The following is a 24,873-nucleotide window of genomic DNA, read 5'->3' as shown; positions in this document are numbered from 1 at the left end:
CGTCCGGTAGCCTGTGTTCACTATTCGAACAGCGGTACCAGACTTTCGGCGGAGGCCCCCGTGACCAAACCGACGCGGTCCACGGACACCCGCGCCGACCAGGCCGACATCCAGGCCGTCAGCCGGGTCAGCCAGATCCTGTCCCTGTTCGACCCCGCGACGCCCGAGGTCACCGCCGGCGAGGTCGCCGAGCGCCTCGGCCTCAACCGCACGACGGCGTACCGCTACTGCACCTCGCTCGTCGCGGCCGGGCTCCTGGAGCGCAGCAACGAAGGCGGTTACGCGCCGGGCGGGCTCCTGCTGCAGCTGGGCGCGTTCGCGATCGGCCACCGCCGGGTGGTCAACCTGGCCCCGCGGCACATGCAGGCCCTCTCGCGGGCGACGCAGACGAGCGTGGTGCTGAGCCTCTGGGGCCTCACCGGCCCGGTCGTCTCGCGGGTCGAGGAGAACGTCTCGACGATCGTGGTGGTGTCCGTGCGCGTCGGCAGCCACCTGCCGCTGGACACCGCGCAGAGCAAGGTCTTCCTCGCCTACCACGCCGACCAGCTGTCGATGGAACGGCTGATCGGGAACCTGTCCGGCACCGCGCGCGACGAGCTGCGCGCCGACGTCGACCGCGTCCGCGCGGTCGGCCACTGCTCCGCGATGAGCACGCCCGGGATAGTGGCCGTGGCGGCGCCGGTCTTCGACGAGTACGGGATCTGCGCGACGATCGCGATCGTGGGCCCGGACAACACGTTGTCGATGGGCGACGACACCCCCGAGCTGCGCGTGGTGGTCGACACCGCGCGGGAGCTCACCCACGAGCTGGGCGGGCACTACCGCCCGGACGACGTCCAGCGCGCGGTGTAGGGCAGCCACGCCGGAGCCGGGAGGGGCGGCACGTCCGCGTACTCCCGCGTCCCGGCCAGCGCGCTGCCGACGAAGCCCTCGTCCACCCCGGCGACGCCGTCGACCAGCTCCCGGAGCGCGGCGGGACCGCCGAGCCACAACGCCGTCACGACTTCCACCGCCCGTGCGCCGGCGGCGAGGAACCGCAGCACGTCCTTCGCGGTGCGGGCGCCGTTCGTCCCGATCAGGGGCACGTCGAGCCGCTGGAACGCCTTGCCCACCCAGTACAGGCTCATCGGCAGGCACCCGGGTGAGCTCCACGCGCCCCACGAGCCCAGCACCGCACCGCCGTCGAGGTCGGGCAGGAAGCCCGGGTAGCGGCCGACCAGCCCGACCGCGTCCGCGCCCGCCGACCGGGCCGCGCGGGCCAGCGCGACGACGTCGGACGCCTGGCCCGGCAGCTTGACGAACAGCGGCACGCCGACGGCGTTCCGCACGGTCCGCACCGCGTCGGCCACACCGTCCACTTCGGTCAGTTGCCGCACCGCGCGCGCCTCGCGGCCGTGCGGGGCGCCGATGTTCAGCTCCACCGCCGGGACCACCGAGGCCAGCGCGCGCCCGATCCGCGCGGCCGCGGCCGGGTCGCCGAGGGTGATGCTGCCCAGTACCGGGCAGCCCCGCGGCGCACCGTGGGCGACCGCGGCGGCCAGGGTGGCGAGCCAGTCGTCCAGGCCCACTCGAGCCAGCCCGGACCGGTTGAGCAGCCCGTCCCCCGGCCGTCCCGAGCCCGGCGCCCGCACCTCCCCGCCGGCGGAAACGAAGGCGTAGTCCGCGATGTCCAGCTGACGCCGGGCGGCGGCGCTTTCGTTGACCGACTTCGCCACCACCGCCCCGGCGCCCGCGTCGACGCACGCGGTGATCCCGTCGAGGGTCATGGTCAGCTCCGAGGAACCGACCCACACCGGGTTGGCGGCGGCGAGTCCCGCGACGTCCATTCAGGACAGTTTCGGGATGGTGCTGTCGTCGGCCATGTCGACGTCCTTGGTCTCCGGGCCGAGGAAGCCGCCCAGGCTGATCAGCAGGCCGGCGACGACGATCAGGACGCCCGGCGCGAGGTGCGCGGGCAGGAACCCGTCGAACTGCTGCAGGTAGAACTGGTAGAACGCCGGGAGGATGAGCGCGAGGCTGTAGCCGACGCCGTAGCCGGTCGACCGGATGCCGGCCGGGAAGCGCTCGGTCAGGTAGGCCGCGATCGGGCCGAACGTGCCGACGGTGAACACGCCGATGAGCACGCCGAAACCGAGCGCCGCGCCGAAACCGCCGTTCGACGCCATCAGCAGCGTGTAGGACCCCGCACCCAGCACGACCATCGAGAAGCCGTAGCCGATGTAGAACCGCCGGCGCCCGATGCGCTGGGACAGCATGCCGAACAGCGGGTACGAAAGCGCCGCGGACGCGTTGATCACCAGCATCGTCAGCGTGACCTCTTTGCTGGACAGCTCCAGGTGCGCCTTGAGCTGCGCGGGTGTCACGGCGGCTTCCATGTTGGTCGCGAGCCAGGTGCCGGTCATCAGGATGAACACCTGGCCCAGCGCCCGCGGGTACTTCTTCAGCAGCCGGACGAACGGGAGCTTGTGCTTCTCGCCGGTCAGCTGCGCCGGGGGTTCGTGGACCTGCTTGAGGTAGTAGCGGAACAGCACCGCGGCCAGCAGCGCGCCGACGAAGAACGGGATCCGCCAGCCCCACTGCACGTACGCGCTGTGCAGGCCGGCGGCGGGCAGCAGCTGCAGCATGAGCAAGGTGAGCGCGGCGATCACCGCGTAGGCGGCGGGCGAGGTCGACGTGATGATCGAGGCGTAGAGGCCGCGCTTGTGCTTCGGGCTCCACTCCATCGCCAGCGGCACGGCGGTCGTGTACTCGCCGCCGAGGAAGATCCCGTCGACGAACCGCAGGGCGATCAGGATGCCGACCGACCACATCCCGATCGTCTCGTGCCCGGGCAGGCACGCGGTCAGCAGCGTGATGGTGCCGAACCCGCCGACCGCGACCAGCGTCGTGCGCTTGCGGCCGACGGTGTCGGCGAAGTGGCCGAAGATGACCGCGCCGAGCGGGCGGCCGATCAGCGTCGAGGCGAACACGAGCGACGCCAGCAGCGCCGTCGTGCTCGCGCTGAGGTTCGCGGCCTGGAAGTACGCGGTCGCCGGCGCCAGCACGACGATCGGCAGGTAGATGTCGAACTGGTCGACGAAGTACGCGAGCGTCCCGCCGCGCACCGCGGCGCGCACCTTGGCGGGGTCGGGGCCGTGCGGGGTACCGGGTCGCGCGGCCGTCTCCGCGGCGCTGGGCGGTGTGGACATCATCGTCCTCCGTTTTCGAACCTAGTGTTCACGAAGCGAACGTCAGTCACTCTAAATACCGCCAACCGTGAACACAAGAGCGGTCACGGGGTTGACAGCCGGTCTTATAGTGAACTTTGACTTCATAATGCGAACGAGAGGCACGCTGATGAGCCCCGCCATCGCCGCCGTCCTGGACGGCCTGGTCGACATGCACGTCCACTCCGGCCCGAGCCCGTTCCCCCGGCGCTTCGACCACGTCGAGGCCGCGCAGGACGGCGCCCGGATCGGGATGCGCGCCATGGTCGCGAAGTCCCACCACCACAACACCCAGATGGACATCCTCGCGATGAAGGGCCGCCTCGAAGGCGTGCAGGCGCAGGCCTTCGGCGGCATCGCGCTGAACAGCACCGTCGGCGGCCTCAACGTGCACGCCGTGCGGATGACCCTGCGGATGGGCGGCAAGGTCGTCTGGTTCCCGACCATCTCCTCCGGCAGGCACATCGACTGCCACCCCGAGGACGGCGCCTTCCCGACCACGACCGTCCCGCTGACGCTGGAGCGCATCGACATCGTCGACGGCGACGGCGTCCTCAAGCCCGAGGCGCTCGAGATCCTCGACGAGATCAAGGAGCAGCAGGCCGTCCTCAACGGCGGGCACATGTACCCGGAGTACATCAAGACGCTGTTCCAGGAAGCGCACGAGCGCGGGATGAAGCGGATGGTCGTCAGCCACCCCGACTTCGTGATCGGCGCGGACCCGGCGCTGTGCCGCGAGCTGATCGAGCTGGGCGCGTTCATCGAGCACGAGGTCGGCATGTACGACCCCGAGGGCACCCAGAAGTGGGACCCGAAGAACCTGCTGACCTGGATCGAGGCGCTCGGCCCGGAGCACACCGTGCTGGCGTCGGACTTCGGCCAGAAGGCCAACCCGAAGCCGGTCGACGCGTGGCTGCGCGTCGGCGAGGCGCTGCTCGACCTCGGCCTGCCGGAGAAGGACCTGCGGCGGATGGTCCGCGACAACCCGACGTACCTGCTGAACCTCGACGCCTGAAAGGACCCGCTCGTGTACGAAAAGGACGATCCCCGCTCGGCGCTGGCCACCGCGGCCCGGCCCGACAGCGGCGCCGAGATCACCGCCGCGCAGTACCTCGACCTGCGCGAAACCCCGGTCGTGCGGGCGCAGAACGTCATCCTGATCCACACCGACGCCCGTGACGGCGACGACCTCGACAACGGCACCCTCGAAGGCGAGCTGGCGATCGTCGTCACCGGCGCCTCCCCCGCGTTCACCGTGCTCACCGCCGACGGCGCGACCAAAGTGGACTCGCCGGGGCTGGTCGTGGTCCCGCCCGGCGCGTCGCGGATCAGCGTCCACGGCGACGGCCCGCTGGTCCGGCTGGTCGAAGCCACCGAGCCCGCATGGCGGGACCGGGTCGCCAACGCCGCCGCTTACGCGCAAGCCCACCCGCGCGTCACGCTGCTGGAACGCTGGCCGGCGCCAGCCGAAGAGCGCGTCCGCTTCTACCCGCTGTCGGAGGTGCCGGACGACCCGAAGCGGTTCGGCCGGATCTTCCGGACGCGGTCGTTCATGGTGAACTTCCTGCCCCTGCAGGACGGCCCGCGCGACCCGCGCAAGCTCTCGCCGCACCACCACGACGACTTCGAGCAGCTTTCCCTGGCCGTGCAAGGGGAATACGTGCACCACATCCGCACGCCGTGGCTGCCCGACAGCACGACCTGGCGCGAGGACGAGCACGTGCGGATCGGCAGCCCGTCGGTGACGATCATCCCGCCGCCGACCGTGCACACCTCCGCGGCGAGCGACCCGGGTGTGAACCAGCTGATCGACATCTTCAGCCCGCCGCGGGTGGACTTCTCGGAGAAACCGGGCTGGGTCCTGAACGCCGACGACTACCCCATGCCGTGAGCGGCCGCACCGGCGGCGGGCTGTTCACCCGTCCGCACACCCCCGTGGGCACCTGGCTGAAGATCGCCTCGACCGAGCCCGCCGAGGTCATGGCGTTCGCCGGGTTCGACTTCGTCGTCGTCGACCTGGAGCACGCGCCGCTGGACCTGGTGACGGCGTACCGGCTGATCAACACCGCCGCCGCGCTCGGCGTGACGCCGATCGTGCGGGTGCCGGACAAGACGCCGTCGACGATCCAGAAGATCCTCGACGCGGGCGCCATGGGCATCCTCGTGCCGCACGTCGACACCGTCGAGGAGGCGGCGGCGGTCGGGCGGGCGTGCCGGTTCCCGCCGCACGGCGGCCGCGGCGCGGGCGGCACCAGCCGGGCCGGGGCGTGGGGGCTTCGCGCCACCTCCGAGTACCTGGCCACGGGCAACGACGACGTCCTCTGCATCCCGCAGCTGGAGAGCGTCGAGGCGATCAAGGCGGCGCCGGAGATGCTGGCACTGGACGCCGTGGACGCGGTGTTCGTCGGCGCGGCCGACCTGTCGATGTCGATGGGCTCGACGCCGGCGGCGCCGGACGTGCTCGACCTGATCGCCTCGGCGATCGCGGCCGCGCACGACGCCGGGAAGAAGTGCGGGCTGGCGTTCGGCGGGGTCCCGGACAAGGCCGCGCAAGCGGTCCGCGACGGCTGTGACTTCGTGCTGCTGAGCAATGACACCACGATGCTGGCCGAAGCCGCGCGTGGGCTGGTCACCGCCTTCCGGGAAGCGGTTTCATGACGCTGTCCCTGCCGCGCACGGCGTTGTCGATCGCCGAGCTGGATGACCTCGACCACGACGGCGTCGTCCGGTTCGTGCGCGCGCTCGAAGAGTTCGGCCACCAGATGGTGTGGATTCCCGAGGTCAGCGGGCGTGAGGCGTTCACGACGGCGGCGCTGGTGCTGTCGGCCACCGAGAAGCTGATCGTCGGCAACGGGGTCGCCCGCGCGCTCGAGCGCGTCCCGAAGTCGGCGGGCTCGGCGGCGCGGGACCTCGCCGCCGGCTACCCCGGGCGGTACGTGCTGGGGCTCGGGGTCAGCGGGGCGGTCCGCGAACGCGGGGTCGGGCCGCTGCCGTTCCTGCGCTCCTACCTCGACGGCGTCGACAAGGTGGCGCCCGGGGTGCCGCGGGTGCTCGGCGCGTACTCGGCCGGGATCACGAAGCTCGCGGCCGAGCGCGCCGACGGGCTGATCACGTTCCTGGTCACGCCCGAGCACACCCGCTGGGCGCGCGAGACGGTCGGGGACCTGTTCCTGTCCGTCGTCCAGTGGGCGGTCGTGGGCCGCTCGCGCGCGGAGGCGCGTGAAGTCGCCCGGCAGCGGCTGGCCTACTACCTGACGCTCCCCCACCAGATCGCGAAGCTGACCCGGCTGGGATTCACCGAAGCCGACCTCGCGCCGCCGGGATCGGACCGGCTCGTCGACGCGCTGGTCGCCTGCGGCACGCCTTCGCAGGTGCGCGAAGCGGTCCAAGCCCAGTACGACGCGGGCGCCACGCAGGTCGCGCTGACCCTGGTGGGCCCGCTCGACGACGGCAAGCTCGCCGCCTACCGGGCCCTCGCCGAGGAGGAGAACTGATGCGCACGGCCGAAAAAGTCATCATCACGACCGCTATCACGGGGTCGGTCAACATCCCTTCGCAGAGCCCGTACCTGCCGTTGTCCGCCGACGAAGTGGCCGACGCCGCTTTGGAGGCCATCGAAGCCGGGTCCGCCGTCGTGCACCTGCACGCCCGCGAACCGGACGGGCGGCCCACCGCCGACCCGGCGGTCTTCGAGAAGATCGTCGGGCGGATCACCGCGCAGACCGACGCGGTCGTCAACATCACCACCGGCGGCGCGTCGTCGATGACGATGGACGAACGGCTCGCGGCGGCGCGGCAGCTGAAGCCCGAGCTGGCGTCGATGAACATGGGGTCGATGAACTTCGTCTACTCCGGCATCGCGGACAAGGTGACGGAGTGGCAGCACGACTGGGAGAAGCCGTACGTGCGCAACACGTACTCCCACCCGTTCGTGAACACCTTCGACCGGATCGAGGACACGCTGCGGACGCTCGGTGCGGCGGGCACGCGGTTCGAATACGAGTGCTACGACATCGGGCACCTGTACTCGCTGGCCTACTTCGTCGAGCTGGGGCTGGCGAAACCGCCGTTGCTGATCCAGGGCGTGTTCGGGGTGCTGGGCGGGATCGGCGCGGACCACGCGAACCTGGAGCACATGGTGCGCATCGCCGACAAGCTCTTCGGCGACGACTACCAGTTCTCGGCGTTCGCCGCCGGGCGCGACCAGCTGGCGTTCGGCACGCACAGCGCGTGGCTCGGCGGGCACGTGCGGGTCGGGCTGGAGGACAGCCTGTGGATCGGCAAGGGGAAGCTCGCGAAGAGCAACGCCGAGCAGGTCCGCAAGATCCGCGCGGTGGTGGAAGATCTCGGCAAGCCGATCGCGACCCCGGCCGACGCCCGGGCGATGCTGGCACTGCGAGGAGGAGCGGCATGAGCTTGCTGGCGGGCAAGGTGGTCCTGGTCGTCGGGGCCAGTTCGGGCATCGGCGCGGACGCGGCACGCGTGTTCGCCGCGGACGGGGCGTCGGTGATGCTGGTGGCGCGGAACGAGGAGCCGCTGGCCAAACTGGCCGCGGAGCTTTCCGACCACGACGTCGCTTACACGACGGGTGACATCACCTCGGCGTCCGATGTGGACGCTTTCGTGGCGGCCACGGTGTCCCGCTTCGGCCGCCTGGACGGCGCGTTCAACAACGCGGCGATGGGCGGCAGCGGCCGGCTCGACACCGTTTCGGAGGCGGACTTCGACCGGATCATGGCGGTGAACGTGAAGGGTACGTGGCTGTGCCTGCGCGCCGAGGTGGGCGCGATGACGGGCGGCGGCTCGATCGTGAACGTGAGCAGCATCGGCGGCCTGCGCGGCAGTTCCGGCATGGGCGCCTACCAGGCGACGAAGCACGCTGTGATCGGCCTGACCCGCACCGCGGCCCACGACTTCGGGCCGCTGGGCATCCGCGTCAACGTCCTCGCCCCGGGCCCGACGGAAACCCCGATGCTGGACGAGCTGCGCCGCACGATCCCCGGCGGGGTGGAGGCCCGCATCGCCGCGACGCCCCTGCGCAAGGCGGGCACGGGCGCGGAAGTCGGCTCCACGGCGGCGTTCCTGCTCAGCGACCGGGCGAGCCACCTGACCGGGGTGGTCGTCCCGGTCGACGGCGGCTTCACCGCGTAGCCTCAGGCCAGGTCGGGGATCAGCTCCCCGATCAGGCGGATGCTCTTCAGGACCTTGTCGTGCGGGATGGCGCCGATCTGCTGCAGGCACATCATGCGGTCGATGCCCAGGTCGGCGTACGCGCGCAGCTTCTTGCGGCACGTCTCCGGGCTGCCCACGATCAGCGAGTCCTGTGCGCTCAGCACCTCGAACACCTCGTCGTCGGCGACCTGCTCGCCCTGCAGGATGCGGGCGATCAGCAGGTTCGCCGCCGACGGGGTGTTCGCCGCCTCGCCGCGGAGGAACTCGCCCGTCAGGCCGCCGCCGTCCGGGGCGGCCAGCAGCTGCTCGTTGCGGGCGTTCTGGCGGACGAACTCCGTCGCCGCTTCGAAGAACGTCAGCGCCGTCACCGTGTACCAGGCGGCCGCCGCCGCGGCGCCGTTGTGCATCGCCTCCTCGTCGGTGTCCGCGCAGTGGACGAACGTGAAGAAGCCGACCTGGTTGTTGACGTACGCGCCGACCGGCTCGGTGCACGCCGCAGCCGCCTCGCGGTACAGCGAGATCAGGCGGCCCGCGCGTTCGAGCGACTCCCACATCGTCGTGCCCAGCACGCCCACCCCGCGCCGGCCCGCCTCCTCGAACGACGCCGGGCTCGCCGCCGCCTGCCAGAGCGGTGGGTGCGGCCGCTGCAGCGGCTTGGGCCCGATCGGCACGTCGTCGATCCGGTAGTCGTCGCTCTCGTACGAGAACCGCTCCGAGGTCCACATCTTCGGCACCATCTCGAACGCCTGCTGCGTCTGGGCGCGGGCCTCGGCCGGCTCGATGCCGAACAGGCGCCACTCCGGGATCGTCGAGCGGGTCAGGCCCAGCTCGACCCGGCCGCCGCTGAGGTGGTCGAGCGTCGCCGCGCGTTCGGCGACGCGGATCGGGTGGTTGAACCGGCCCGGCGCGAGCACGGCGGAGTGGCCGAGCCGGATCCGGCTGGTGCGCTGGGACAGCGCGGCCAGCATCAGCTCCGGCGCCGAGGAGAGGCTGAACTCCCCCGCGCCGTGGTGCTCGACCTGCCACCAGCAGCCGTACCCGAGCTCGTCGGCGAGCACGGCCTGCTCGATCGCCTGGCGGAACCGCAGCCGCTCGTGCCCCGCCGGCCACGGGCGGGGGTTCTGGATCTCGTTGAACAGGTCGATCTGCATCCGCGGCCTCCGCTCGTCGGGTCACCGAGAAGTCAGTCCCCGAGAGCGACCGGGCCGTTACCGGAGTCGCACGTTCGGCCGAACGGTCAGCCCGGCCCCAGGTCGGCCGACAGCCAGTGCTCCGGCCGCAGGAACACCGTGATGTGCTCGCCCAGCTCCTTCCGCTCGTAGGCCACGAACTCTTCGGCCGCGCCCGGTGGCAGGTACCGCGACGCCATCTCCAGCGACCGCTCCTCGGAGTCCGGCTCGGTCCTCGTTACCGGCCCTTCCACCGAGACGTAGCGGACCGTCGGCGACGTCCGCTGCGCCAGCAGGCTGAACCGGCCCGCGGCGAGGATCGCCCGCGTCTTGCGCGCGCCGGGGCCCGTGCGCACCCACAGCTCGCCGCCCGGCGTGTACTGGTACCAGATGGGCACCACGAGCGGCGCCCGGTCGGGCCGCTCCACCACCGACAACGCGCCGACGTGCGGCTGGGCCAGAAACTCTTCGCGTTCCTCCTTGGTCAGCACCATGCCCCGGAAGCTACCCGCGGGGTCCGACAAAAACGTAGGCTGGCGCGACGAGGTCCCACGAACGAGGCGGTGACCATGGCCGTCCAGCCGAGCCGGGCCGAAGTGCTCGCCGCCCTGTCGCTGGCCATCGACCTCGGGCTGGGCCAGCCGATGGAGCACATGCTGCGGTCCGCGCTGCTCGCCACCCGGCTCGCCGACCGGCTCGGCCTCGACGACGAACAGCGGGCGACGACGTACTACGCCACCCTCGTCGCCTGGATCGGCTGCCACGCCGACTCGCACGAGCTGGCCCGCTGGTTCGGCGACGACATCGCCTTCCGCGCCGCCACCTACCGGGTGAACTGGACCGGCCTGCCCTTCCTGCGGCTGCTGGCCACCCACGTCGGGCGGGACAAGGCGCCGCTCGCGCGCGGCGTGCTCGCCGCCGTGTTCCTCGCCGGCGTCCGCGGCCGGATGGCGGCGCTGATCCACTCCCACTGCACCTCGGCCGCCCGCCTGGCCGACCGGCTGGGGCTGGGCGGCGCCGTCCGCGACGCGCTGGCGTGCACGTTCGAGCGCTGGGACGGCAGCGGCCTGCCCGCCGGCGCGCGCGGGGACCAGCTGCCGATCGAGATGCGCGTGGTGCACCTCGCCGAAGTCGCCGAGGTGCACCTGCGCCGCGGCGGGCCGGACGCCGCCGTCGCGCTGGCCGAAGCGCGCGCCGGCAGCCAGTTCGACCCCGCCGTCGTCGCCGCGTTCACCGCCGCGGCACCGGAAATCTTCGCCGGGCTCCTCGACGAAGACGTCTGGACGGCCGCCCTCGGCCAGGCCCCGGACCGCGACCGGACGCTCACCGAGCCGGAGCTGGACGAGCTGCTCACCGCGATCGGTGACTTCGCCGACCTCAAGTGCCCGTTCGCCATCGGCCATTCCCGCGGCGTGGCCGGCCTCGCCGCCGAGGCGGCCCGCCGCGCGGGACTGTCCGAAGCGGACACCCGGCTCGTCCGGCGGGCCGGGCTCGTGCACGACCTGGGCCGGCTGGGCGTGCCCAACAGCGTCTGGGAAAAACCCGGCCCGCTCACCGAAGCCGAACGCGAGCGGGTCCGGCTGCACCCCTACCTGACCGGCCGGATCCTGCGCCGCGTAAAGGGATTGGCGGACGTCGCCGCCGTCGCCGCGGCGCACCACGAGCGGCTGGACGGCTCCGGCTACCCACTCGGCGCGGGCGGTGCCGCGCTGACGCCGTGCGCGCGCCTGCTGGCCGCCGCCGACGTCTACCACGCGCTGCGCGAGCCCCGGCCGCACCGGCCGGCGCGCGACGCGGTCGACGCCGCCGAGATCCTGCGCCAGCACGCGCGCGAAGCCCGGCTCGACGCGCACGCCGTCGAAGCCGTGCTGCTCGCGGCCGGGCACCCGGCCCGCCGCCGGGCGTCCTACCCGGCCGGGCTGACCGCCCGCGAGGCCGAGGTGCTGCGCCTGCTCGCCGGGGGCGGCTCGAACCGGGAGATCGCGCGGGCGCTGTCGATCAGCGAGAAGACCGTGCGCAACCACGTCGAGCACATCTACGCCAAGGCCGGCGTCACCAACCGCACCGGCGCCGGGCTGTTCGCCCTCGAACACGGCATCACGAGCGCGTTCCCGGCCGCCGGAAGATGAGGCATCCGCCCCATGCGGCGGCAGGCGGGCCCGGGCGAGGCTGACGGCGTCGAAAGGAGCGCGCCATGCCCACCCGCGCCGTCATCAGCCTCACCACCGGACTCGAAGACCCCGAAAAGGTCACCGTGGCGTTCCTCGTCGCCGTCGGCGCCGCCGAACAGCACCGCGAGACGCTCATGTTCCTCACCAAGGAAGCGGTCCGGCTCGCCCAGGACGGCTTCGCCCAGGCCGTGGCCTGCGAAGGCTGCCCGCCGCTGGCCGACCTGGTCAAGCGCTACGAAGCCGCGGGCGGCCGGTTCCTGGTCTGCCCGATCTGCTTCACCGCGCGCCACCTCGCCGACGCCGACCTCGTCTCCAACGCCGCGCTCGGCGGCACCGTACCGATGTGGGAGTGGATCGGCGATGAGCCCGTCACGACCTTCAGCTACTGAAACCACGCTGGGCGAACAGTTCGCCCGCGCGCTCGCCGCCCGCGACGCCGCCGCGCTGCATGGCGTCCTGGCCGACCGGGTCGACTTCGCGGCGCTGACCCCGGGCCGCCACTGGACGGCGTCCGACCCGGCGGAGATCGTCGGCGACGTCGTCCTCGGCCGCTGGTTCGGCGCGGCCGACCGGATCCGGGAGCTGTGCTCGGTGACGACCGGCCGGGTCGCCGACCGCGAACACGTGGCCTACCGGCTGCGGGTGCACCGCGACGGCACCGACCACCTCGTCGAGCAGCAGGCCTACTACACCGTGCGGGACGGCGGGATCGACTGGCTGCGGGTCCTGTGCTCGGGCTACCGGCCGCTGCCCGGCTGAGATCCGGATCACGTGGGCGTGGCTCACCGCGCCCACGGGGCCTCCTCCTGCCATCCTTTGCCGTCAGGAAAACAGGCGGACGGAGGCACCCGTGGGCGTCATCAGCTGGATCGTGCTCGGGCTCATCGCGGGGTTGATCGCGAAGGCCCTCATGCCGGGCAAGGACCCCGGCGGCTGCATCATCACGATCCTGCTCGGGATCGGCGGCGCCTTCGTCGGCGGCTGGGTCGGCAAGACCCTGTTCCACACCGACCTCGGCACCTTCTTCGACCTGCGCACCTGGGGCCTGGCGATCCTGGGCGCGCTGATCATCCTGGTCGGCTACCGGCTGATCTTCGGCCGCCGTGACTGACGCCGGTCAGTTCAGCGTCACGCCGTACGCGCTCAGCGCCTCGCCCACCGGCTGGAAGTACGACGTGCCGCTGCCCTTGCCGGACGTGATGCCCAGGCCGACGCTGCCCGCGAACAGGCAGCCGCCCGAGTCGCCGGGGTTGACCAGCGCGGTGGTCTGGATCAGCTGGTACACCGAGCCTTCGGCGTAGTTGACCGTCACGTTCAGCCGCTGGACCGAGCCCGACGTCAGGTGCGTCGTGCTGCCGCTCTTGCTGATGCGCTGGCCGACCGTCGCGGTGCCGGCGGAGCTGATGCGCTGGGTGGAGCCGTTCCACAGGGTGACCGCGCCGGGGGCGCTGCCGGTCGTGTTGCGGATCAGGCCGTAGTCGTTGGTCGGGAAGCTCGCCCCCTGCGACGGGCCGACGTTCCACTGCGACACCGCACGCGTGCAATGGCCCGCGTCGATGAGGTAGTTCTGGCCGCCGCGGTTGGTGTTGAAGCCCGCCGAACAGCGGGTGCCGCCGCCGGTGATGGCTTCGCCGTTGTAGATCGCGGTGTGCATCTCGCCCGCGACGCGCTCCACCCGGACGCGGTCGCCCAGCGCGCGGGCCGCCTCGAGCAGCGCGCCGGTGCCCTTGGCCGCGTCGGCGATGGTCAGCACGACCTGGTTGGTCTTCGGGTCGAGCCCGATCGAGGTGTGCGCGACCGCGGGCAGCGCCTGGAGGGCGTCCTGCGCGCTCGCCAGCGCGGAGCTGGAGTGCTTGACCAGCTTGGCCTGCGCGCCCGCCGCGGTGACCTGGTCGGCGGCGGCCTGGTCGAGCACGTTGACGACCGGCTCCGCGGCCGCGTCGAGGTAGCCGTCGGCGGCGCGGGCGCCCAGCGAGGCGGTGACCTGGTGCAGCTTGTCGACGCTCGCGGCCTGCGTGCGCAGCAGGGCGACGGCGGCGGACTCGCTGATCCCCGCGTCCGCGGCGAGGGACGCGACCGCGTCGCGCTGCACCGACGGCGAGTAGCCGTCGATGGTGGTGGCGGTGGCGCTGACGGGTGAGAAGAACCCGATCGCCGCGGCGGCGGCCAGGAGGGTCGTGGCGGAGCGTGCGGTTCTGCGCATGCCGGTGCTCACTTTCGCGGGGTGAGCCGGCGAGGGGTGGCCGCGCCGGCTCAGGAGTGGGGGAACCGGTGATCCGGTGGGCTCGAGGGTGGTGCGCGGCCCGCGAACGGCGGTACCGACTTTCGTCGGACAGGACAAAAGATAGGTATCGGGCAAATCGCCCTACGCAGTTCCAACGGACAGCAAGCCCGCCGGTCACTGTGCGCGGTTCGGGCGTACGAGTGGTTCAGCCGCCACCGGCCTGCCGGGCGCGTACCGTTTCAAGAACGGACATGGCGCGCTCTCCTCCCCCTCGGTGCGCGCCATGTCCCCCTCGGCCGGCTACTCCGGTGACCACGAAGGTTCACCGGGCCGGGGTCCTGGGTCAGGGTCCGGGTCCCGGCAAAGTCGCGGCGGTTTGCCCGGCGGCGGCTTCGCCGACGTCTTGAATGAGTCATTCAGGTCTTCGGAGGTCCTGAATGACTCATTCAAGACACCGCAGGGCCGCCCGGCGCCGGTCGGTTCAGACCGAGGGCGGTCGGCCCCCGGCGACTTAGCCGGAGCCCTGGGGTCCTGGGTGGTGAGGCCGGCCTGTCGAACGGTCTCGTGCCGATCTCCGGGAACGGCCGGCTCACCGCACTAGTCCGGCCGGCCTTCCCAGTGCACGATGCCCGGCGGCTCGACGAACTTGCGCAGGTGCTGCTCCTCGGTCCGCCCGTGCAGCGGGAACCGGAAGCTCGAGCCGTCCGGCCAGGTCAGCGTGTGCCGCCGGAAGTTCACCGCCGGTGCCTGCGGCTGCCGCGCCTCCCAGACGAGGCTCGGCGGCGGCGCGTCGGCCGGGTCGACGTAGGTCGAGCCGGTGTCCACCAGCGCCACGCACGACGGCGAGAACGCCAGCCACGGCCCCCGCAGCGACCGCAGCCGGTCGGCCAGCTCCAGCACCTGCGCGTCCGCCGGGCCGGTCACCCGGACCTCCCGCTGGAACGGCCGCCCGGCCCCGCCGCCGTTGGCCAGGGAGAACACCGACACCACCGCGGTGCCGACGCCGCGCAGGACTCCTTTGAAGAACTGGCCGACCTGCCCCTCCCCCTCGACCGTGCCGTCCTGGCGACGGCCCGGCACGGCGAAGCCCACGTCGGGGTCGCCGAGGCGCAGCACGATCACCGGCTCGCGCCAGCGGTCGCGCACCAGCGCCTCGACCCGCTCGCGGAACCCCGGGCGGACCTGGGCGTCGTCCGCCCACTGCTCGGCACGGGCGTTGAGCGCGGCCGCCCGGTCGGTCAGATGTCGAGGTCCTTCCGGGTCTCCTCCGGACTCCGGTCCCCGCCGATCTCGCTCTTGTTGAACCACGGTTCGTCCCCTTCGGGCGTCACGGCGTCCTTGCCTTCGGCGAACGCGCCCTTCGCGGCGCCGATGCCCGCCTTCACGCCGGCGCCGGCGAGCAGCGGCCCGGCACCCGCCGAGGCGCCGAACATCGTCGTGAGCACCCGGTTGCTCGGCTGGAAGCCCTGCGCGACCGCGCCGAACCCGAACTTGGTCTCGCCGGGCATCACGCCGATGCGGAGCTTGGTCGTGAACTTGACGACGTTGGTCGAGAACTTCGCCAGGAACTCGATGAAGGTGTCCAGCAGCTTGCCGAACTTGCCCAGGTACCCGGTGACCTTCTTCAGGACCGCCGCGGCCTTGGCGATGGACGCGGTCATCGCGGCGGCCACCGAGCTGCCGAAGCTGATCACCGACGCGGCCAGCGCCGGCAGCCACAGCGTGATCAGCCAGGACACCAGCTCGGTGATGATCCCCTTGATCACCTCTTCGATGACCACCATGACCATCGACCACATCTGCAGCACCTCGGCGACCGAGCCGGCGGCCGAGCCGATGCCGCGGATGCCGGAGGAGAAGTCGCCGAGCGCTTCCTTCGCGGCGTTGCCCGCTTCGTCCACCCACTCGGCCAGCGCGGTGTCGCCGGTCTTCTCGAAGTCGTCGGCCAGCGCGACGAAGCCCTGCGCGATCGTCACGAAGTTCTCCGACGCGTGCCCGATCGCCGGGCCGTCGCCGGTGACTTGGTGCAGCGCGTCCTGCAGCGGCTGGACGAGCTCGAGCAGCATGTTCAGGCCGTGGCTGACCAGCCAGCCGATCGGGTCCATCGCGAAGGTGACCATGTCGCCCGCCGCGGCGCCGACGAACGCGGCCCCGTCACCGACCAGCGCGCCGCCCGCGGACAGCAGCTCACTCGGGTTGTCGGCCTGGAACGCCTGCTGGGCGTGCGCCCCGATCGACTTGCCCGCCTTGTACGCCGTGCCGGCCACCGGCACGAAACCCGCCGCGCGGTCGAGGTTCGCGCCCATGCTCTCGTCGTAGGCCTCGACGTTCAGCGCGTCGGCGATGCTCTTCTTCGGCTCCGTCATTCGCCCTGGCCCCCGACCGCGTCGATTTCCGCCTCGTAGCGCCCGAAGGCGATCTTGCCGGCGTCTTCCATGCCCTGGTACATCTCCGCGGCCTTGGTCAGCTTCGTGGTGAAGCCGTCGACGCCGTCCTTGAGATCGGTCAGCAGCGACCGCAGCTCGGCGAGGCGCTCGGTGTAGCCCTGCTTGGCGAAGAGGCCGATCAGGCCCCAGGCTTCGTTCGTCACGTCGGCCGCGTCGATCTTGGCGCCGAACTTCTCCGCTTCACCCTCGTAGAAGGGCAGCTGCCGGGCGTAGGCGTTGATCGCGCCGATGTTCGTCTGTATTCCGTCTGGCATCGCGGTTTCCCTAGGATCGGCGGAGGATGGGGCCCTGACCGAAGTCGTCATCGTCGTCGTCGGCGGCGGGCCGCCGGACGGGCCGCGACGGCTGCCGCGGCTGCGGTTCCGACGCGGGCTCGGGCGCCGCGGTTCCGAACGCCTCGCTCTGGGCTTCGCGGACCTGCCCGGAGACGTCGACGCCGAACGCGTCCCCGAAGGCTTCGTCGACGATCCCGGCCTGCTGCTGCACGGCCCCGGCCACGGCCCGGCGGATGGTCGCCATGATCGTGGCGGCGAGCTGGCCCGGCTCGACGCGCGTGGCCCCGGCGGTCAGCCGCAGGTCGGTGACCGTCCCGCCGGCCCCCGCGACCACGGTGACGGTCCCGTCCGGCGAAGTGGCGGTGCTCTCCAGGCGCGCAACCCGCTCCTGCATGTCACCGACGCCGGCGAAGCGGGCTTCGGCCTGCCGCACCTTGCTCCGGAAGTTTTCGAACTGGGCGATCAGCTCGTCCATCTGGGCGGACATGTGTCTCCCTTGCGCATTACGGGTGCCGTTGTCCGCATCATGACAGATCCGCCCGCGCGCCGATCCGGTTTCGGCGGATCCCGGCGGTCAGAAGTCGACGAGCTCGACCGACACCGCGCAGGTGTCCCCGATTTCGAGCCCTTCGGCTTCGCGGACGGCCCGCTTGACCGGCAGCACGTAGGCGCCGCGCGCGCTGTCGGGGAAGATCGACGTCCGCCAAGCCGTGCCGCCGACTTTCACCCGGACGCGTACGGCGCCGAACCCGCGCCGCGGCCCGGCGGTGAGCTCCCGGATGTCTTCCGACGCGTCGGCGGGCAGGCTCACGAAGGTCCAGGTTTCGGTGCGCCGGGCGTCCCACTCCCACAGCTCGGCTTCGAAGACGACGTTCACGAGCAGGGCGGCCGGTAGTGGTCGACGCGCAGCCCGCGGAACTCCAGCTCGTTCGGCGTCTTCCCGACGAACACCAGCCCGCGTGCCTCCGGCAGCGCCGAGGCGAACGAATACGGCGGGGTGCCCAGTTCGGGCAACGACGTCCACCGATCGGGTGCGAAGCCGAAGAACTTCGTGACCAGCCGCCCGTGGGTGGACGGCACCAGCGTCAGCCACTTGTCGCCGCCGCTCCAGTGCGAGGTCGGGCGCAGCTGGACGTAGAGGTCGTCGGTCGCCCGGTAGGTCAGCCAGAACCCGGCCGAGTGCGAAAGGTCAGCCTGGGCCTCGAACTGGTTCCCGAGCCAGACGACGGCGACGTGCCATTCGGCGTTCAGGAAGGAGATCTTCGCCGTGTACCGGTGGTGGTCGCGGACCAGGAGGCTGCCGGTCGCCGGGACGGTGGTGCCTTCGCCGCTCGCGAGCCACTGCTGGTACCGGTCGATCGACGGCGTCGCGCACTCGCGGCCCGGCGGCGCGGCGCCGGCCGGAGCCGGGGCGATCAGGGGGAACACCAGCAGCGAAGCCACTGCCGAGAGCGTCCTGGCGAAGGGAAACCGACCGCGCATCCCGGGAAGCTAGCACAAAAGGGCGTCCCCGCCGCCGGTTCACGACCGCCCGGCCGCGGCGCTGGGCCGGACGGCTAGGCTCGTCGTCGGCGAAAACGACCACCATCGCCGACGCCGAACGGCGGGCAAGTGCACCACGATACGGGAGAACAACCCATGCTGGACCGAGCGGTCATCGACGCCCTCTTCCCCGCCGACCTGCCCGAGCCAGGGCACTGGGAGGAGCGCTACCCCGCCCGGCAGCTGCCCGAAGGCGCGCTGGTCACGCGCTTCGGCCCGTCCCCGACCGGGTTCGTGCACATCGGCGGCATCTACACCGCGACCATCGACCAGGACGTCGCCCGCCGCTCCGGCGGCCGCTACCTGGTGCGGGTCGAGGACACCGACCAGTCGCGCGAGGTCGAAGGCGCCGTCGCGCAGTTCGAGCGCGGCTTCCGCTACTTCCACCTCGCCGCCGACGAGGACATCGAGCGCGGCGGCGACTACGGGCCCTACCAGCAGTCGGCCCGCGAACACATCTACCTCAGCTACGTGCGCGAGCTGCTCCGCGAAGGCAAGGCGTACCTCGACTTCGCCACCAAGGACGAGCTGGCCGCCATCACCCAGCGGCAGCAGGCCACCAAGCTGCCCACCGGGTACTACGGCAGCTGGGCGATCTGGCGCGACGCCGACCCGGCCGACGTCCAGGCCAAGCTCGACGCGGGCGCCCCGTACGTCGTGCGGTTCCGCGCCCCGGACGACACCGGCGCGCGGGCCCGGTTCACCGACGCCATCCGCGGGCCGCTGGAGGCCGAGGCCAACCGCAACGACGTCGTCATCCTCAAGAGCTCCGACCAGAGCCCGCGGCTGCCGACCTACCACTTCGCGCACGCCGTCGACGACCACCTCATGCGGGTCAACCTGGTGATCCGCGGCGACGAGTGGATCTCGTCGGTCCCGGTGCACCAGCAGCTGTTCGACGCGCTGGGCTTCGAGCCGATCACCTACGCGCACATCGCGCCGCTGATGAAGCAGGAGGGCGGGTCCAAGCGCAAGCTGTCCAAGCGGAAGGACCCGGAGGCGTCCGTCGACTTCTACATCGAAGCCGGTTACCCCACCGAGGCCGTCCTCTACTACCTGCGCGGCCTGGCCAACGGCCGGCTCGCCGAGCTGCCGCTCGAGCAGGCGCTCACCGAGCCGATCAACCTCGCCGAGTGCGGCGTGGCCGGCCCGCTCGTCGACCTGGTCAAGCTCGACGACATCTCCGCCGACCACATCGCGACGCTCTCCGGCGCGGCGATCCTCGACGCGGTCCGCACCTGGGCCGAGCAGTTCGACAAGGAGCTGCTGGCGGTCCTCGACGCCGAGCCCGAACTCGCGCTGCGGGCCCTCGCCGTCGAGCGCGACGGCGCCGAGAACCCGCGCAAGGACCTGAAGAAGTGGAGCGAGTTCCGCGCCGTCTACGGGTTCTTCTTCCCGCAGCTGCACGCGGCGGTCACGGGCGCGGCCGACGAGCGCATCGCCGCCCTCGGCGTCGACCCGGCGGTCGTCCAGGCGGTCGCCCGCGACTTCGCCGAGGGCTACCAGCAGCTCGAAGACGGCGGCGAGTGGTTCGACCAGATCCGCGCGGTGGCGGCCAAGCACGGCTTCGCCCGCAACGCCAAGGAATTCAAGAAGGACCCCGGCGCGTTCCCGGGCTCGATCCGCGAGGCGTCGCAGATCATCCGCATCGCGCTGTCGGGCTCCACGCGCAGCCCGGACCTGCACGCGATCAGCCAGGCGCTGGGCCGCGACGAGGTCCTCGCGCGGATCGCGCCGCTGACGAAGTAGCGGCGCCCGCCCGGCCGGGGTTCACCCGGCCGGGTCGGCCTTCGTTTCCTCCATCATCAGCAGGGCGCCCTGGCTCTCGCCCGTCGAGCCGCGCAACGCCCCGCAGAGCAGCCGGACGACCGCCGCGCGCCCGCGGCGGTTGATGGCGTGCAGGGTCAGCTCGCCGTGGTAGGCCGGGTCGGCCAGCGCCTCGCGCACCACCGGGCGCACCTCCCCCACCGGCAGGCCGATGTCCAGGTTCAGCAGGTGGGTGCCCTCGGCCTCCTCCCGCCGCACGCCCCAGAGGTCTTCCGCGCCGCGGTTCCACGCCTTGATCCGCATCTCGGAGTCGATCACGACGATGCCGGCCCGGATCGAGGTGAGCACCGACTCGAGGAACTCGTTCACCTCGTCGAGGTCGAGGCTGCGCTCGCGCAGCGCGTCGTTGATCGTCTGCAGCTCGTCGTTGGTCGACTGCAGCTCCTCGTTCATCGTCTCCAGTTCCTCGTTGGTGGACTGGAGCTCTTCGTTGGTCGTCTCCAGTTCCTCCACTGTGGACTGGAGTTCCTCGTTGGTGGTTTCGAGCTCTTCGTTCGTCGACTGCAGTTCCTCGTACGCCGACTCCAGCTGCCGGTTCGTGTGCTCCAGCTCGATCAGCAGCTGGCGCGCCCAGCTCACGTCGTGGAACACCACCGAGACGCCGAGCAGCGTCTTGGCGTTGTTCACCAGCGGGTTGACGTGCACCTCGTACCACACGGTCTCGCCGGCCCGGCGCCACTCGACGTCCTTGATCCGCAGCGACCGGCGTTCCAGGCGGGCCTGCTCGACGTACGCGCGCAGCGCCACCGGCCGGTAGGAGACGTCCAGGTCGCGCAGCGGCCGCCCGATGTCGCGTTCGGACAGTCCGAACGCGACTTCCGCCTGCGAGTTGATCAGCGCCGTCGTCTCGTCTTCGGTGACCACGATCTGGGCGACCGGGCTCGCCGAGAAAGCGTGCTCCCGCAGCCCTTCGAGACCGGAGATGTCCTGGCTGCGCCGCTGCGGGAAGCCGTGGGAAACGAAGTGGTTGAAGCTGATCGGGGAATTGATCGCCTTGCGGAAGACCCGCCGCTTGAGGTCCAGCGGCTCGAAGATCCGGGCGTGCGAGAGCAGCATCTCGGCCTTGCCGAGGAACAGCACGCCGCGGGGCGCGAGCGCGAAGTGGAACCGCTCCAGGACCTTCGTCTGCGTCTCGGCGTTGAAGTACATCAGCGTGTTGCGGCAGACCAGCAGGTCGATCCGGGAGATCGGCGCGTCCTGCACCAGGTCGTTGCGCCCGAAGATGACCGACCGGCGCAGGTCCTTGCGGAAGCAGTACCGGCTGCCCTGCAGCTCGAAGTACTGCTCCAGCTGGGCTTCGGTGAGCCCTTCGACCTCGGCCGGGGTGTAGGCCGCGTGCCGGGCCTGCGCCAGCGCTTCGTCGTCGACGTCGGTGGCGTAGATCTTCACCCGCTGCCGGAACGCCTCGATCCCGAGCGCGTCGGCGAAGAGCATCGCCAGGCTGTAGGCCTCCTGCCCGCCCGCGCAGCCGGCGCTCCACACGCGGATCGGCTCTTCGGGGCTGCGCTCGGCGAGCAGCGCGGGCAGCACCTGCTCCCGCACGTACTCCCACGCGTCGGGGTCGCGGAAGAACCCGGTCACGTTGATCAGGATGGTGTTGAACAGCGCGACGAACTCGTCGGCGTTGACCTGCAACTGGTCGATGTAGTCCGCGTAGCTGTCGATCTCCACCTGGCTCATCCGGCGGCGGACCCGGCGCATCAGGCTGCTCCGCTTGTACCCGGTGAAGTCGAAGCCCCGCGACTCCTTGAGGTAGGTCAGCACGGACTCGAACTCGCCGTTGGGTTCCTTGGGCTCGCTCACGATCCGACACGCTACCCGGCGGAACCGCCACCGCTGGTTCGGGGACGCCGGACGAGAACGGCCCAGACGACCTTCCCGCCGGCCCACGACCGGCTGCACCCCCACGTGCGGGCCAGCTGCGCGACGAGCTTCAGCCCCATGCCGGGTTCGAAGGGGGAAAGCCGTTCGAGCAGCACGGCCGGGCGCGCGTCCTGGTCCGCCACCGCGACCGTGCACACGCCGCGGCGGAGGTCGAGGCGCAGGCGCGGTTCCGAGACGGTGTGCTTCAGGACGTTCTCCACCAGTTCGGTGGCGACGAAGCGGGCGTCTTCGGCGAGTTCGGGGACGCCCCACTGCGCCAGCCTGCCGGTGACGAACTCGCGGACCAGCGCCGAACTGCCCTCGGTCCGGGGGAAGGTGCGTTCGCTCCGCCGGCGCACCGGGTGGTCCAGTGCCGCCACCGCCCCGGTCAGGTCGTCGCGGACCGGCAGGTAGCGGTCGACGACGTGGCGGTTCAGCAGCGCCCGGTGGCCGGGCTCGGCGGCCACCAGCGTGAACGGGATGCCCGGCCAGTCCCCGATCCGCATGGCGATCAGCGGGAAGACGCTCGCCAGCGCGGGGTCGTGGATCCGCAGCGCCCGGATGTCTGCCACCAGTCCTTCGGGGGCGTCCGTCGCGATCTTGAGCAAGCCGTCGCGCAACACCGGGTACGAGCCGGTGTCCAGCTCGCCGGAAACCGTCACCAGGGTCGCCTCCTCGATGCGGTCGACGGCCAGGTTCACCACGGAGCCGGTCATGCCCGCCCCCGCGCTTCGTCGTCCTCCACGACCGCGCGCAGCAGGAAGCGGCGCAATGTCTCCGCGGCGCCGGCGGCTTCGCGGGCGGACGCGGCGTAGCGCTCCGCCAGCCCGCGCGGCTGCCCGCGACCGGTCTGCGCGGCCAGCTTGCCGGCCAGCGCCGCCTTCTCGTCGAGCGCGCGCAAAGCCCGCTGCAGCGCGAGGCGGAACTCGTCCTCCTGCGCGGCGAGCAGGGCTTCGGCCGACCAGGCGTGCCCGATCCGGCAGCGGTACCGGCCGGCCGGGTCGATCTCGGTGAGCGGGCCCTCGCAGTCGGGGCAGGCGAAGTCCGTGGCGAGGTTCCGTTCGGCGGGTTTGAGCGCCCCCGCCCGCACGCCGTCCCTGGCGATCCGGTCCTCCAGCAGGAGGACGTCGGACGGCGGCCCGGCCCCCGCCGGGTCCAGCGGCATCCGGACCAGCTTGTCGAGCACCTCGCCGAGGTCGGCGGCGCGGGCCGGGTACGCGGTGTCCACCAGGGACAGCGCGTTCTCCGGCATGCCGCTGTAGAGCGCGTCCGCCGGGTCCTGGACCACGGCGGCACCGCCCTGGTCCACGATCGCGCGCAGGCCCGCGGCCCCGTCGTCCAGCACGCCCGACAGCACGACCCCGACCACGCGCGGTCCGCCCGACAGCGCGGCCGACCGGAACAGGGCGTTGACCGCCGGCCGGTGGCCGTTCTCGGTCGGTCCCTGCGACAGGACCAGGCAGCCGTCTTCGGTCAGCAGGTGCCGGTCCGGCGGCGCGACGTAGACCGTGCCGGGCTCGATGGCCTCGCCGTGACACGCCGACCGAGCGGGCAGCCGGCCCGCGTTGCCGAGGATCCGGGGCAGCGCGCTGTGCGCCCGCGCGGCGATGTGCATGGTGATCAGGACGGCCGCCGGGAAGTCGTCGGGCAGCCCGGACACGAGGGCGCGCAGCGCCTCGACACCGCCGGCCGAAGCACCGACGACCACGAGGTCACGCCGGAAGGGCGGCACGGCGTCCACCTCCTCTTACCTGCGGCTCCACGGTAGCCGAGCCGGGCCGTTACGACGAGTAGCCCCCGTCGGCCGGCTTAAACCCGTGGGGTGCCCGACGTGCGCCCGGACGGCCCCCGCGAGTTCCGGCAGCGGCAGCACGGTGTGGACCATGCCCGGTGAGGATCGCGGCACCCGGCATCCCGAACTGCGCGGACGTGGCTTCGTCCTGGGCGAAGACGGTGCCCCCGCAGCGGACGACCGCGCGGATCCCCGCCTGGCCGTCGGTCCCCTTTCCGGTCAGGACGACGGCGAGCGCGCGGGGACCGCAGGTGACGGCGAGCGTCGCCAGCAGCAGGTCCGCCGAAGGCCGCGCCGGGGGCAGCGCGCCGGTGTCCAGCAGCCCGATCCGGGCCGCCGGGGTGACCAGCAGGTGCCGGGCCGCCGGCGCGACCAGCACGGTGCCGGGCGTCAGTTCGTCGCCGTCCACGGCTTCCGCGACGCGCAGCGCGGTGCGCGCGTCGAGGATCGGCGCCAGCCCGCTCGGCCGGCTCGGGTCCAGGTGCTGCGCGACGAGCACCGCCGCCGGCAGGCCCGCCGGCAGCGGCCCGAGCACCTCGGACAGCGCGTCCAGCCCGCCGGCGGAGGCGACGAGGGCGACGACCGGGACCCGCACGGGGTAGGCGGGTTCCGGAACGCCACCGGCCACGGTCCGCGGCCGGCCACGGACTTCCCGGCGACCGCGCATACCCCGAGTCTGGCACCCCGCCGCACCGGTCACCAGGTGCCCGGAGTGTCCTCGGTGCCGGACTCCGGGCGGACGTGGCATGCTCGACGCGTGACCACCTGGATCGACGTGATCAACTTTGTCCGGACGCGGTACGAAGTCCTGGAGGAGTCGGACGGCTGGCTGCGGTTCCGGCTGAACGGCCCGAGCGAGCGGACCCAGCAGGCGACGGTGCACCACCTGCCCGAGCTCGACGGCGGCTCGTGGATCGAAATCTCGTCCCCGGTCGGCTGGGCCGACTCGATCGACCTGCGGAAGCTCCTCGAGCTCGCCGGTGGCTCGGCGGTCGGCGGCGCGGCCGTGGTGGACGGCGTCGCCCTGCTCAAGCACACCGTGCCGCTGGAGGACCTCAGCATCCAGGAGGAGTTCGAGCGCCCGCTCAAGACCGTCGTCGCCCGGGCGGACGCCTTCGAGCACGAGCTGACGGCGGCCGACGAGTTCTGACCGTCCACAGGGGACGTCCCGGTGGGACGCGCCCG

General features: G+C 72.0%; 28 protein-coding genes. 13 read left to right on the top strand and 15 right to left on the bottom strand.

Annotation, left to right across the window (positions count from 1 at the left end; genetic code table 11):
• Positions 1 to 60 precede the first annotated feature (60 nt).
• Entirely contained in the window at positions 61 to 852 is a 792-nt protein-coding gene (locus tag EIY87_RS40795; RefSeq protein ID WP_125315313.1) for an IclR family transcriptional regulator, read from the top strand.
• On the opposite strand, the gene EIY87_RS40790 is transcribed toward EIY87_RS40795, so the two are convergent.
• Positions 819 to 1,826 carry a dihydroorotate dehydrogenase gene (locus EIY87_RS40790; protein ID WP_125315312.1) on the bottom strand — a complete coding sequence of 336 codons (1,008 nt, stop codon included), beginning with the start codon at positions 1,824 to 1,826 and terminating at the stop codon, positions 819 to 821. The genes EIY87_RS40795 and EIY87_RS40790 overlap by 34 nt on opposite strands.
• Positions 1,827 to 3,188: an MFS transporter gene (locus tag EIY87_RS40785; protein WP_125315311.1), complete on the bottom strand. Its 1,362-nt coding sequence runs from the start codon at positions 3,186 to 3,188 to the stop codon at positions 1,827 to 1,829.
• Between the two features lie 148 nt (positions 3,189 to 3,336).
• Between EIY87_RS40785 and EIY87_RS40780 the strand changes: the two genes are divergently transcribed.
• From EIY87_RS40780 to EIY87_RS40755, 6 genes are read left to right on the top strand one after another with little or no spacing between them, the layout of a single operon-like run.
• Positions 3,337 to 4,221, top strand: coding sequence for a DUF6282 family protein (locus EIY87_RS40780; protein WP_125315310.1), 885 nt, complete (start codon positions 3,337 to 3,339; stop codon positions 4,219 to 4,221).
• Positions 4,222 to 4,233: 12 nt separating this feature from the next.
• Positions 4,234 to 5,097, top strand: a complete 864-nt coding sequence (locus EIY87_RS40775) for a cupin domain-containing protein (RefSeq protein WP_125315309.1) — start codon at positions 4,234 to 4,236, stop codon at positions 5,095 to 5,097.
• Positions 5,094 to 5,864 carry an HpcH/HpaI aldolase family protein gene (locus EIY87_RS40770; RefSeq protein ID WP_125315308.1) on the top strand — a complete coding sequence of 257 codons (771 nt, stop codon included), beginning with the start codon at positions 5,094 to 5,096 and terminating at the stop codon, positions 5,862 to 5,864. The genes EIY87_RS40775 and EIY87_RS40770 overlap by 4 nt, the downstream gene beginning before the upstream one ends.
• On the top strand, positions 5,861 to 6,700 hold the full coding sequence (locus EIY87_RS40765) for an LLM class flavin-dependent oxidoreductase (RefSeq protein ID WP_125315307.1): 840 nt from the start codon (positions 5,861 to 5,863) through the stop codon (positions 6,698 to 6,700). Before EIY87_RS40770 ends, EIY87_RS40765 begins: the two co-directional genes overlap by 4 nt.
• Positions 6,700 to 7,620 carry a BKACE family enzyme gene (locus tag EIY87_RS40760; protein WP_125315306.1) on the top strand — a complete coding sequence of 307 codons (921 nt, stop codon included), beginning with the start codon at positions 6,700 to 6,702 and terminating at the stop codon, positions 7,618 to 7,620. The genes EIY87_RS40765 and EIY87_RS40760 overlap by 1 nt, the downstream gene beginning before the upstream one ends.
• Complete coding sequence (locus EIY87_RS40755) at positions 7,617 to 8,357, top strand: SDR family NAD(P)-dependent oxidoreductase (protein WP_125315305.1); 741 nt, start codon at positions 7,617 to 7,619, stop codon at positions 8,355 to 8,357. Before EIY87_RS40760 ends, EIY87_RS40755 begins: the two co-directional genes overlap by 4 nt.
• A gap of 2 nt (positions 8,358 to 8,359) precedes the next feature.
• Here EIY87_RS40755 and EIY87_RS40750 read toward each other — a convergent pair whose 3' ends face one another.
• Together EIY87_RS40750 and EIY87_RS40745 are read right to left on the bottom strand one after the other, a co-directional pair.
• Positions 8,360 to 9,529, bottom strand: coding sequence for an LLM class flavin-dependent oxidoreductase (locus EIY87_RS40750; protein ID WP_125315304.1), 1,170 nt, complete (start codon positions 9,527 to 9,529; stop codon positions 8,360 to 8,362).
• Positions 9,530 to 9,615: 86 nt separating this feature from the next.
• Positions 9,616 to 10,041: a pyridoxamine 5'-phosphate oxidase family protein gene (locus EIY87_RS40745; RefSeq protein WP_125315303.1), complete on the bottom strand. Its 426-nt coding sequence runs from the start codon at positions 10,039 to 10,041 to the stop codon at positions 9,616 to 9,618.
• Positions 10,042 to 10,116: 75 nt separating this feature from the next.
• On the opposite strand from EIY87_RS40745, the gene EIY87_RS49200 reads away from it, so the two are divergent.
• From EIY87_RS49200 to EIY87_RS40725, 4 genes are all read left to right on the top strand, one after another.
• Complete coding sequence (locus EIY87_RS49200; protein ID WP_125315302.1) at positions 10,117 to 11,676, top strand: HD domain-containing phosphohydrolase; 1,560 nt, start codon at positions 10,117 to 10,119, stop codon at positions 11,674 to 11,676.
• A 65-nt stretch (positions 11,677 to 11,741) separates the two neighbouring features.
• On the top strand, positions 11,742 to 12,107 hold the full coding sequence (locus EIY87_RS40735) for a DsrE family protein (RefSeq protein ID WP_125315301.1): 366 nt from the start codon (positions 11,742 to 11,744) through the stop codon (positions 12,105 to 12,107).
• Positions 12,079 to 12,477: a hypothetical protein gene (locus EIY87_RS40730; RefSeq protein ID WP_125315300.1), complete on the top strand. Its 399-nt coding sequence runs from the start codon at positions 12,079 to 12,081 to the stop codon at positions 12,475 to 12,477. The genes EIY87_RS40735 and EIY87_RS40730 overlap by 29 nt, the downstream gene beginning before the upstream one ends.
• Before the next feature lie 91 nt (positions 12,478 to 12,568).
• On the top strand, positions 12,569 to 12,829 hold the full coding sequence (locus EIY87_RS40725; protein ID WP_086856240.1) for a GlsB/YeaQ/YmgE family stress response membrane protein: 261 nt from the start codon (positions 12,569 to 12,571) through the stop codon (positions 12,827 to 12,829).
• A 6-nt stretch (positions 12,830 to 12,835) separates the two neighbouring features.
• Here EIY87_RS40725 and EIY87_RS40720 read toward each other — a convergent pair whose 3' ends face one another.
• The 7 genes from EIY87_RS40720 to EIY87_RS40690 all read right to left on the bottom strand — a co-directional run bounded on the left by EIY87_RS40720 (position 12,836) and on the right by EIY87_RS40690 (position 18,146).
• The gene (locus EIY87_RS40720; protein ID WP_125315299.1) at positions 12,836 to 13,921 is read right to left on the bottom strand and encodes a S1 family peptidase; all 1,086 of its coding nucleotides are present in this window, start codon (positions 13,919 to 13,921) and stop codon (positions 12,836 to 12,838) included.
• A 618-nt stretch (positions 13,922 to 14,539) separates the two neighbouring features.
• Positions 14,540 to 15,250, bottom strand: a complete 711-nt coding sequence (locus EIY87_RS40715) for a hypothetical protein (protein ID WP_318531920.1) — start codon at positions 15,248 to 15,250, stop codon at positions 14,540 to 14,542.
• On the bottom strand, positions 15,181 to 16,308 hold the full coding sequence (locus EIY87_RS40710) for a hypothetical protein (RefSeq protein ID WP_125315298.1): 1,128 nt from the start codon (positions 16,306 to 16,308) through the stop codon (positions 15,181 to 15,183). Before EIY87_RS40710 ends, EIY87_RS40715 begins: the two co-directional genes overlap by 70 nt.
• Entirely contained in the window at positions 16,305 to 16,643 is a 339-nt protein-coding gene (locus EIY87_RS40705) for a hypothetical protein (protein WP_125315297.1), read from the bottom strand. The genes EIY87_RS40710 and EIY87_RS40705 overlap by 4 nt, the downstream gene beginning before the upstream one ends.
• A gap of 10 nt (positions 16,644 to 16,653) precedes the next feature.
• Positions 16,654 to 17,151, bottom strand: coding sequence for a YbaB/EbfC family nucleoid-associated protein (locus tag EIY87_RS40700; RefSeq protein WP_125315296.1), 498 nt, complete (start codon positions 17,149 to 17,151; stop codon positions 16,654 to 16,656).
• An 87-nt stretch (positions 17,152 to 17,238) separates the two neighbouring features.
• Positions 17,239 to 17,541 (bottom strand): DUF1905 domain-containing protein, encoded by a 303-nt coding sequence (locus tag EIY87_RS40695; RefSeq protein WP_125315295.1) that lies wholly within the window; start codon positions 17,539 to 17,541, stop codon positions 17,239 to 17,241.
• Positions 17,538 to 18,146, bottom strand: coding sequence for a hypothetical protein (locus EIY87_RS40690; protein ID WP_191984450.1), 609 nt, complete (start codon positions 18,144 to 18,146; stop codon positions 17,538 to 17,540). Before EIY87_RS40690 ends, EIY87_RS40695 begins: the two co-directional genes overlap by 4 nt.
• Positions 18,147 to 18,302: 156 nt before the next feature.
• Here EIY87_RS40690 and EIY87_RS40685 point away from each other — a divergent pair, with 156 nt between their 5' ends.
• On the top strand, positions 18,303 to 19,955 hold the full coding sequence (locus tag EIY87_RS40685; RefSeq protein ID WP_125315294.1) for a glutamate--tRNA ligase: 1,653 nt from the start codon (positions 18,303 to 18,305) through the stop codon (positions 19,953 to 19,955).
• Between the two features lie 21 nt (positions 19,956 to 19,976).
• Here the strand turns inward: EIY87_RS40685 and EIY87_RS40680 are convergent, their stop codons facing one another.
• From EIY87_RS40680 to EIY87_RS40665, 4 genes are read right to left on the bottom strand one after another with little or no spacing between them, the layout of a single operon-like run.
• On the bottom strand, positions 19,977 to 21,836 hold the full coding sequence (locus tag EIY87_RS40680) for a CheR family methyltransferase (protein WP_125315293.1): 1,860 nt from the start codon (positions 21,834 to 21,836) through the stop codon (positions 19,977 to 19,979).
• Positions 21,837 to 21,847: 11 nt separating this feature from the next.
• Complete coding sequence (locus tag EIY87_RS40675; protein ID WP_125315292.1) at positions 21,848 to 22,612, bottom strand: ATP-binding protein; 765 nt, start codon at positions 22,610 to 22,612, stop codon at positions 21,848 to 21,850.
• Positions 22,609 to 23,628: a chemotaxis protein CheB gene (locus tag EIY87_RS40670; protein WP_318531919.1), complete on the bottom strand. Its 1,020-nt coding sequence runs from the start codon at positions 23,626 to 23,628 to the stop codon at positions 22,609 to 22,611. The genes EIY87_RS40675 and EIY87_RS40670 overlap by 4 nt, the downstream gene beginning before the upstream one ends.
• 49 nt (positions 23,629 to 23,677) lie before the next feature.
• Positions 23,678 to 24,355, bottom strand: coding sequence for a chemotaxis protein CheB (locus EIY87_RS40665; protein WP_225440355.1), 678 nt, complete (start codon positions 24,353 to 24,355; stop codon positions 23,678 to 23,680).
• 90 nt (positions 24,356 to 24,445) lie between these two features.
• Here EIY87_RS40665 and EIY87_RS40660 point away from each other — a divergent pair, with 90 nt between their 5' ends.
• Positions 24,446 to 24,838 carry a hypothetical protein gene (locus EIY87_RS40660; RefSeq protein WP_125315290.1) on the top strand — a complete coding sequence of 131 codons (393 nt, stop codon included), beginning with the start codon at positions 24,446 to 24,448 and terminating at the stop codon, positions 24,836 to 24,838.
• Positions 24,839 to 24,873: the final 35 nt, after the last annotated feature.

Origin of the sequence: Amycolatopsis eburnea (assembly GCF_003937945.1) — a bacterium.
GTDB lineage: Bacteria > Actinomycetota > Actinomycetes > Mycobacteriales > Pseudonocardiaceae > Amycolatopsis > Amycolatopsis eburnea.
This window is presented reverse-complemented; position numbering and strand designations above follow the sequence as displayed.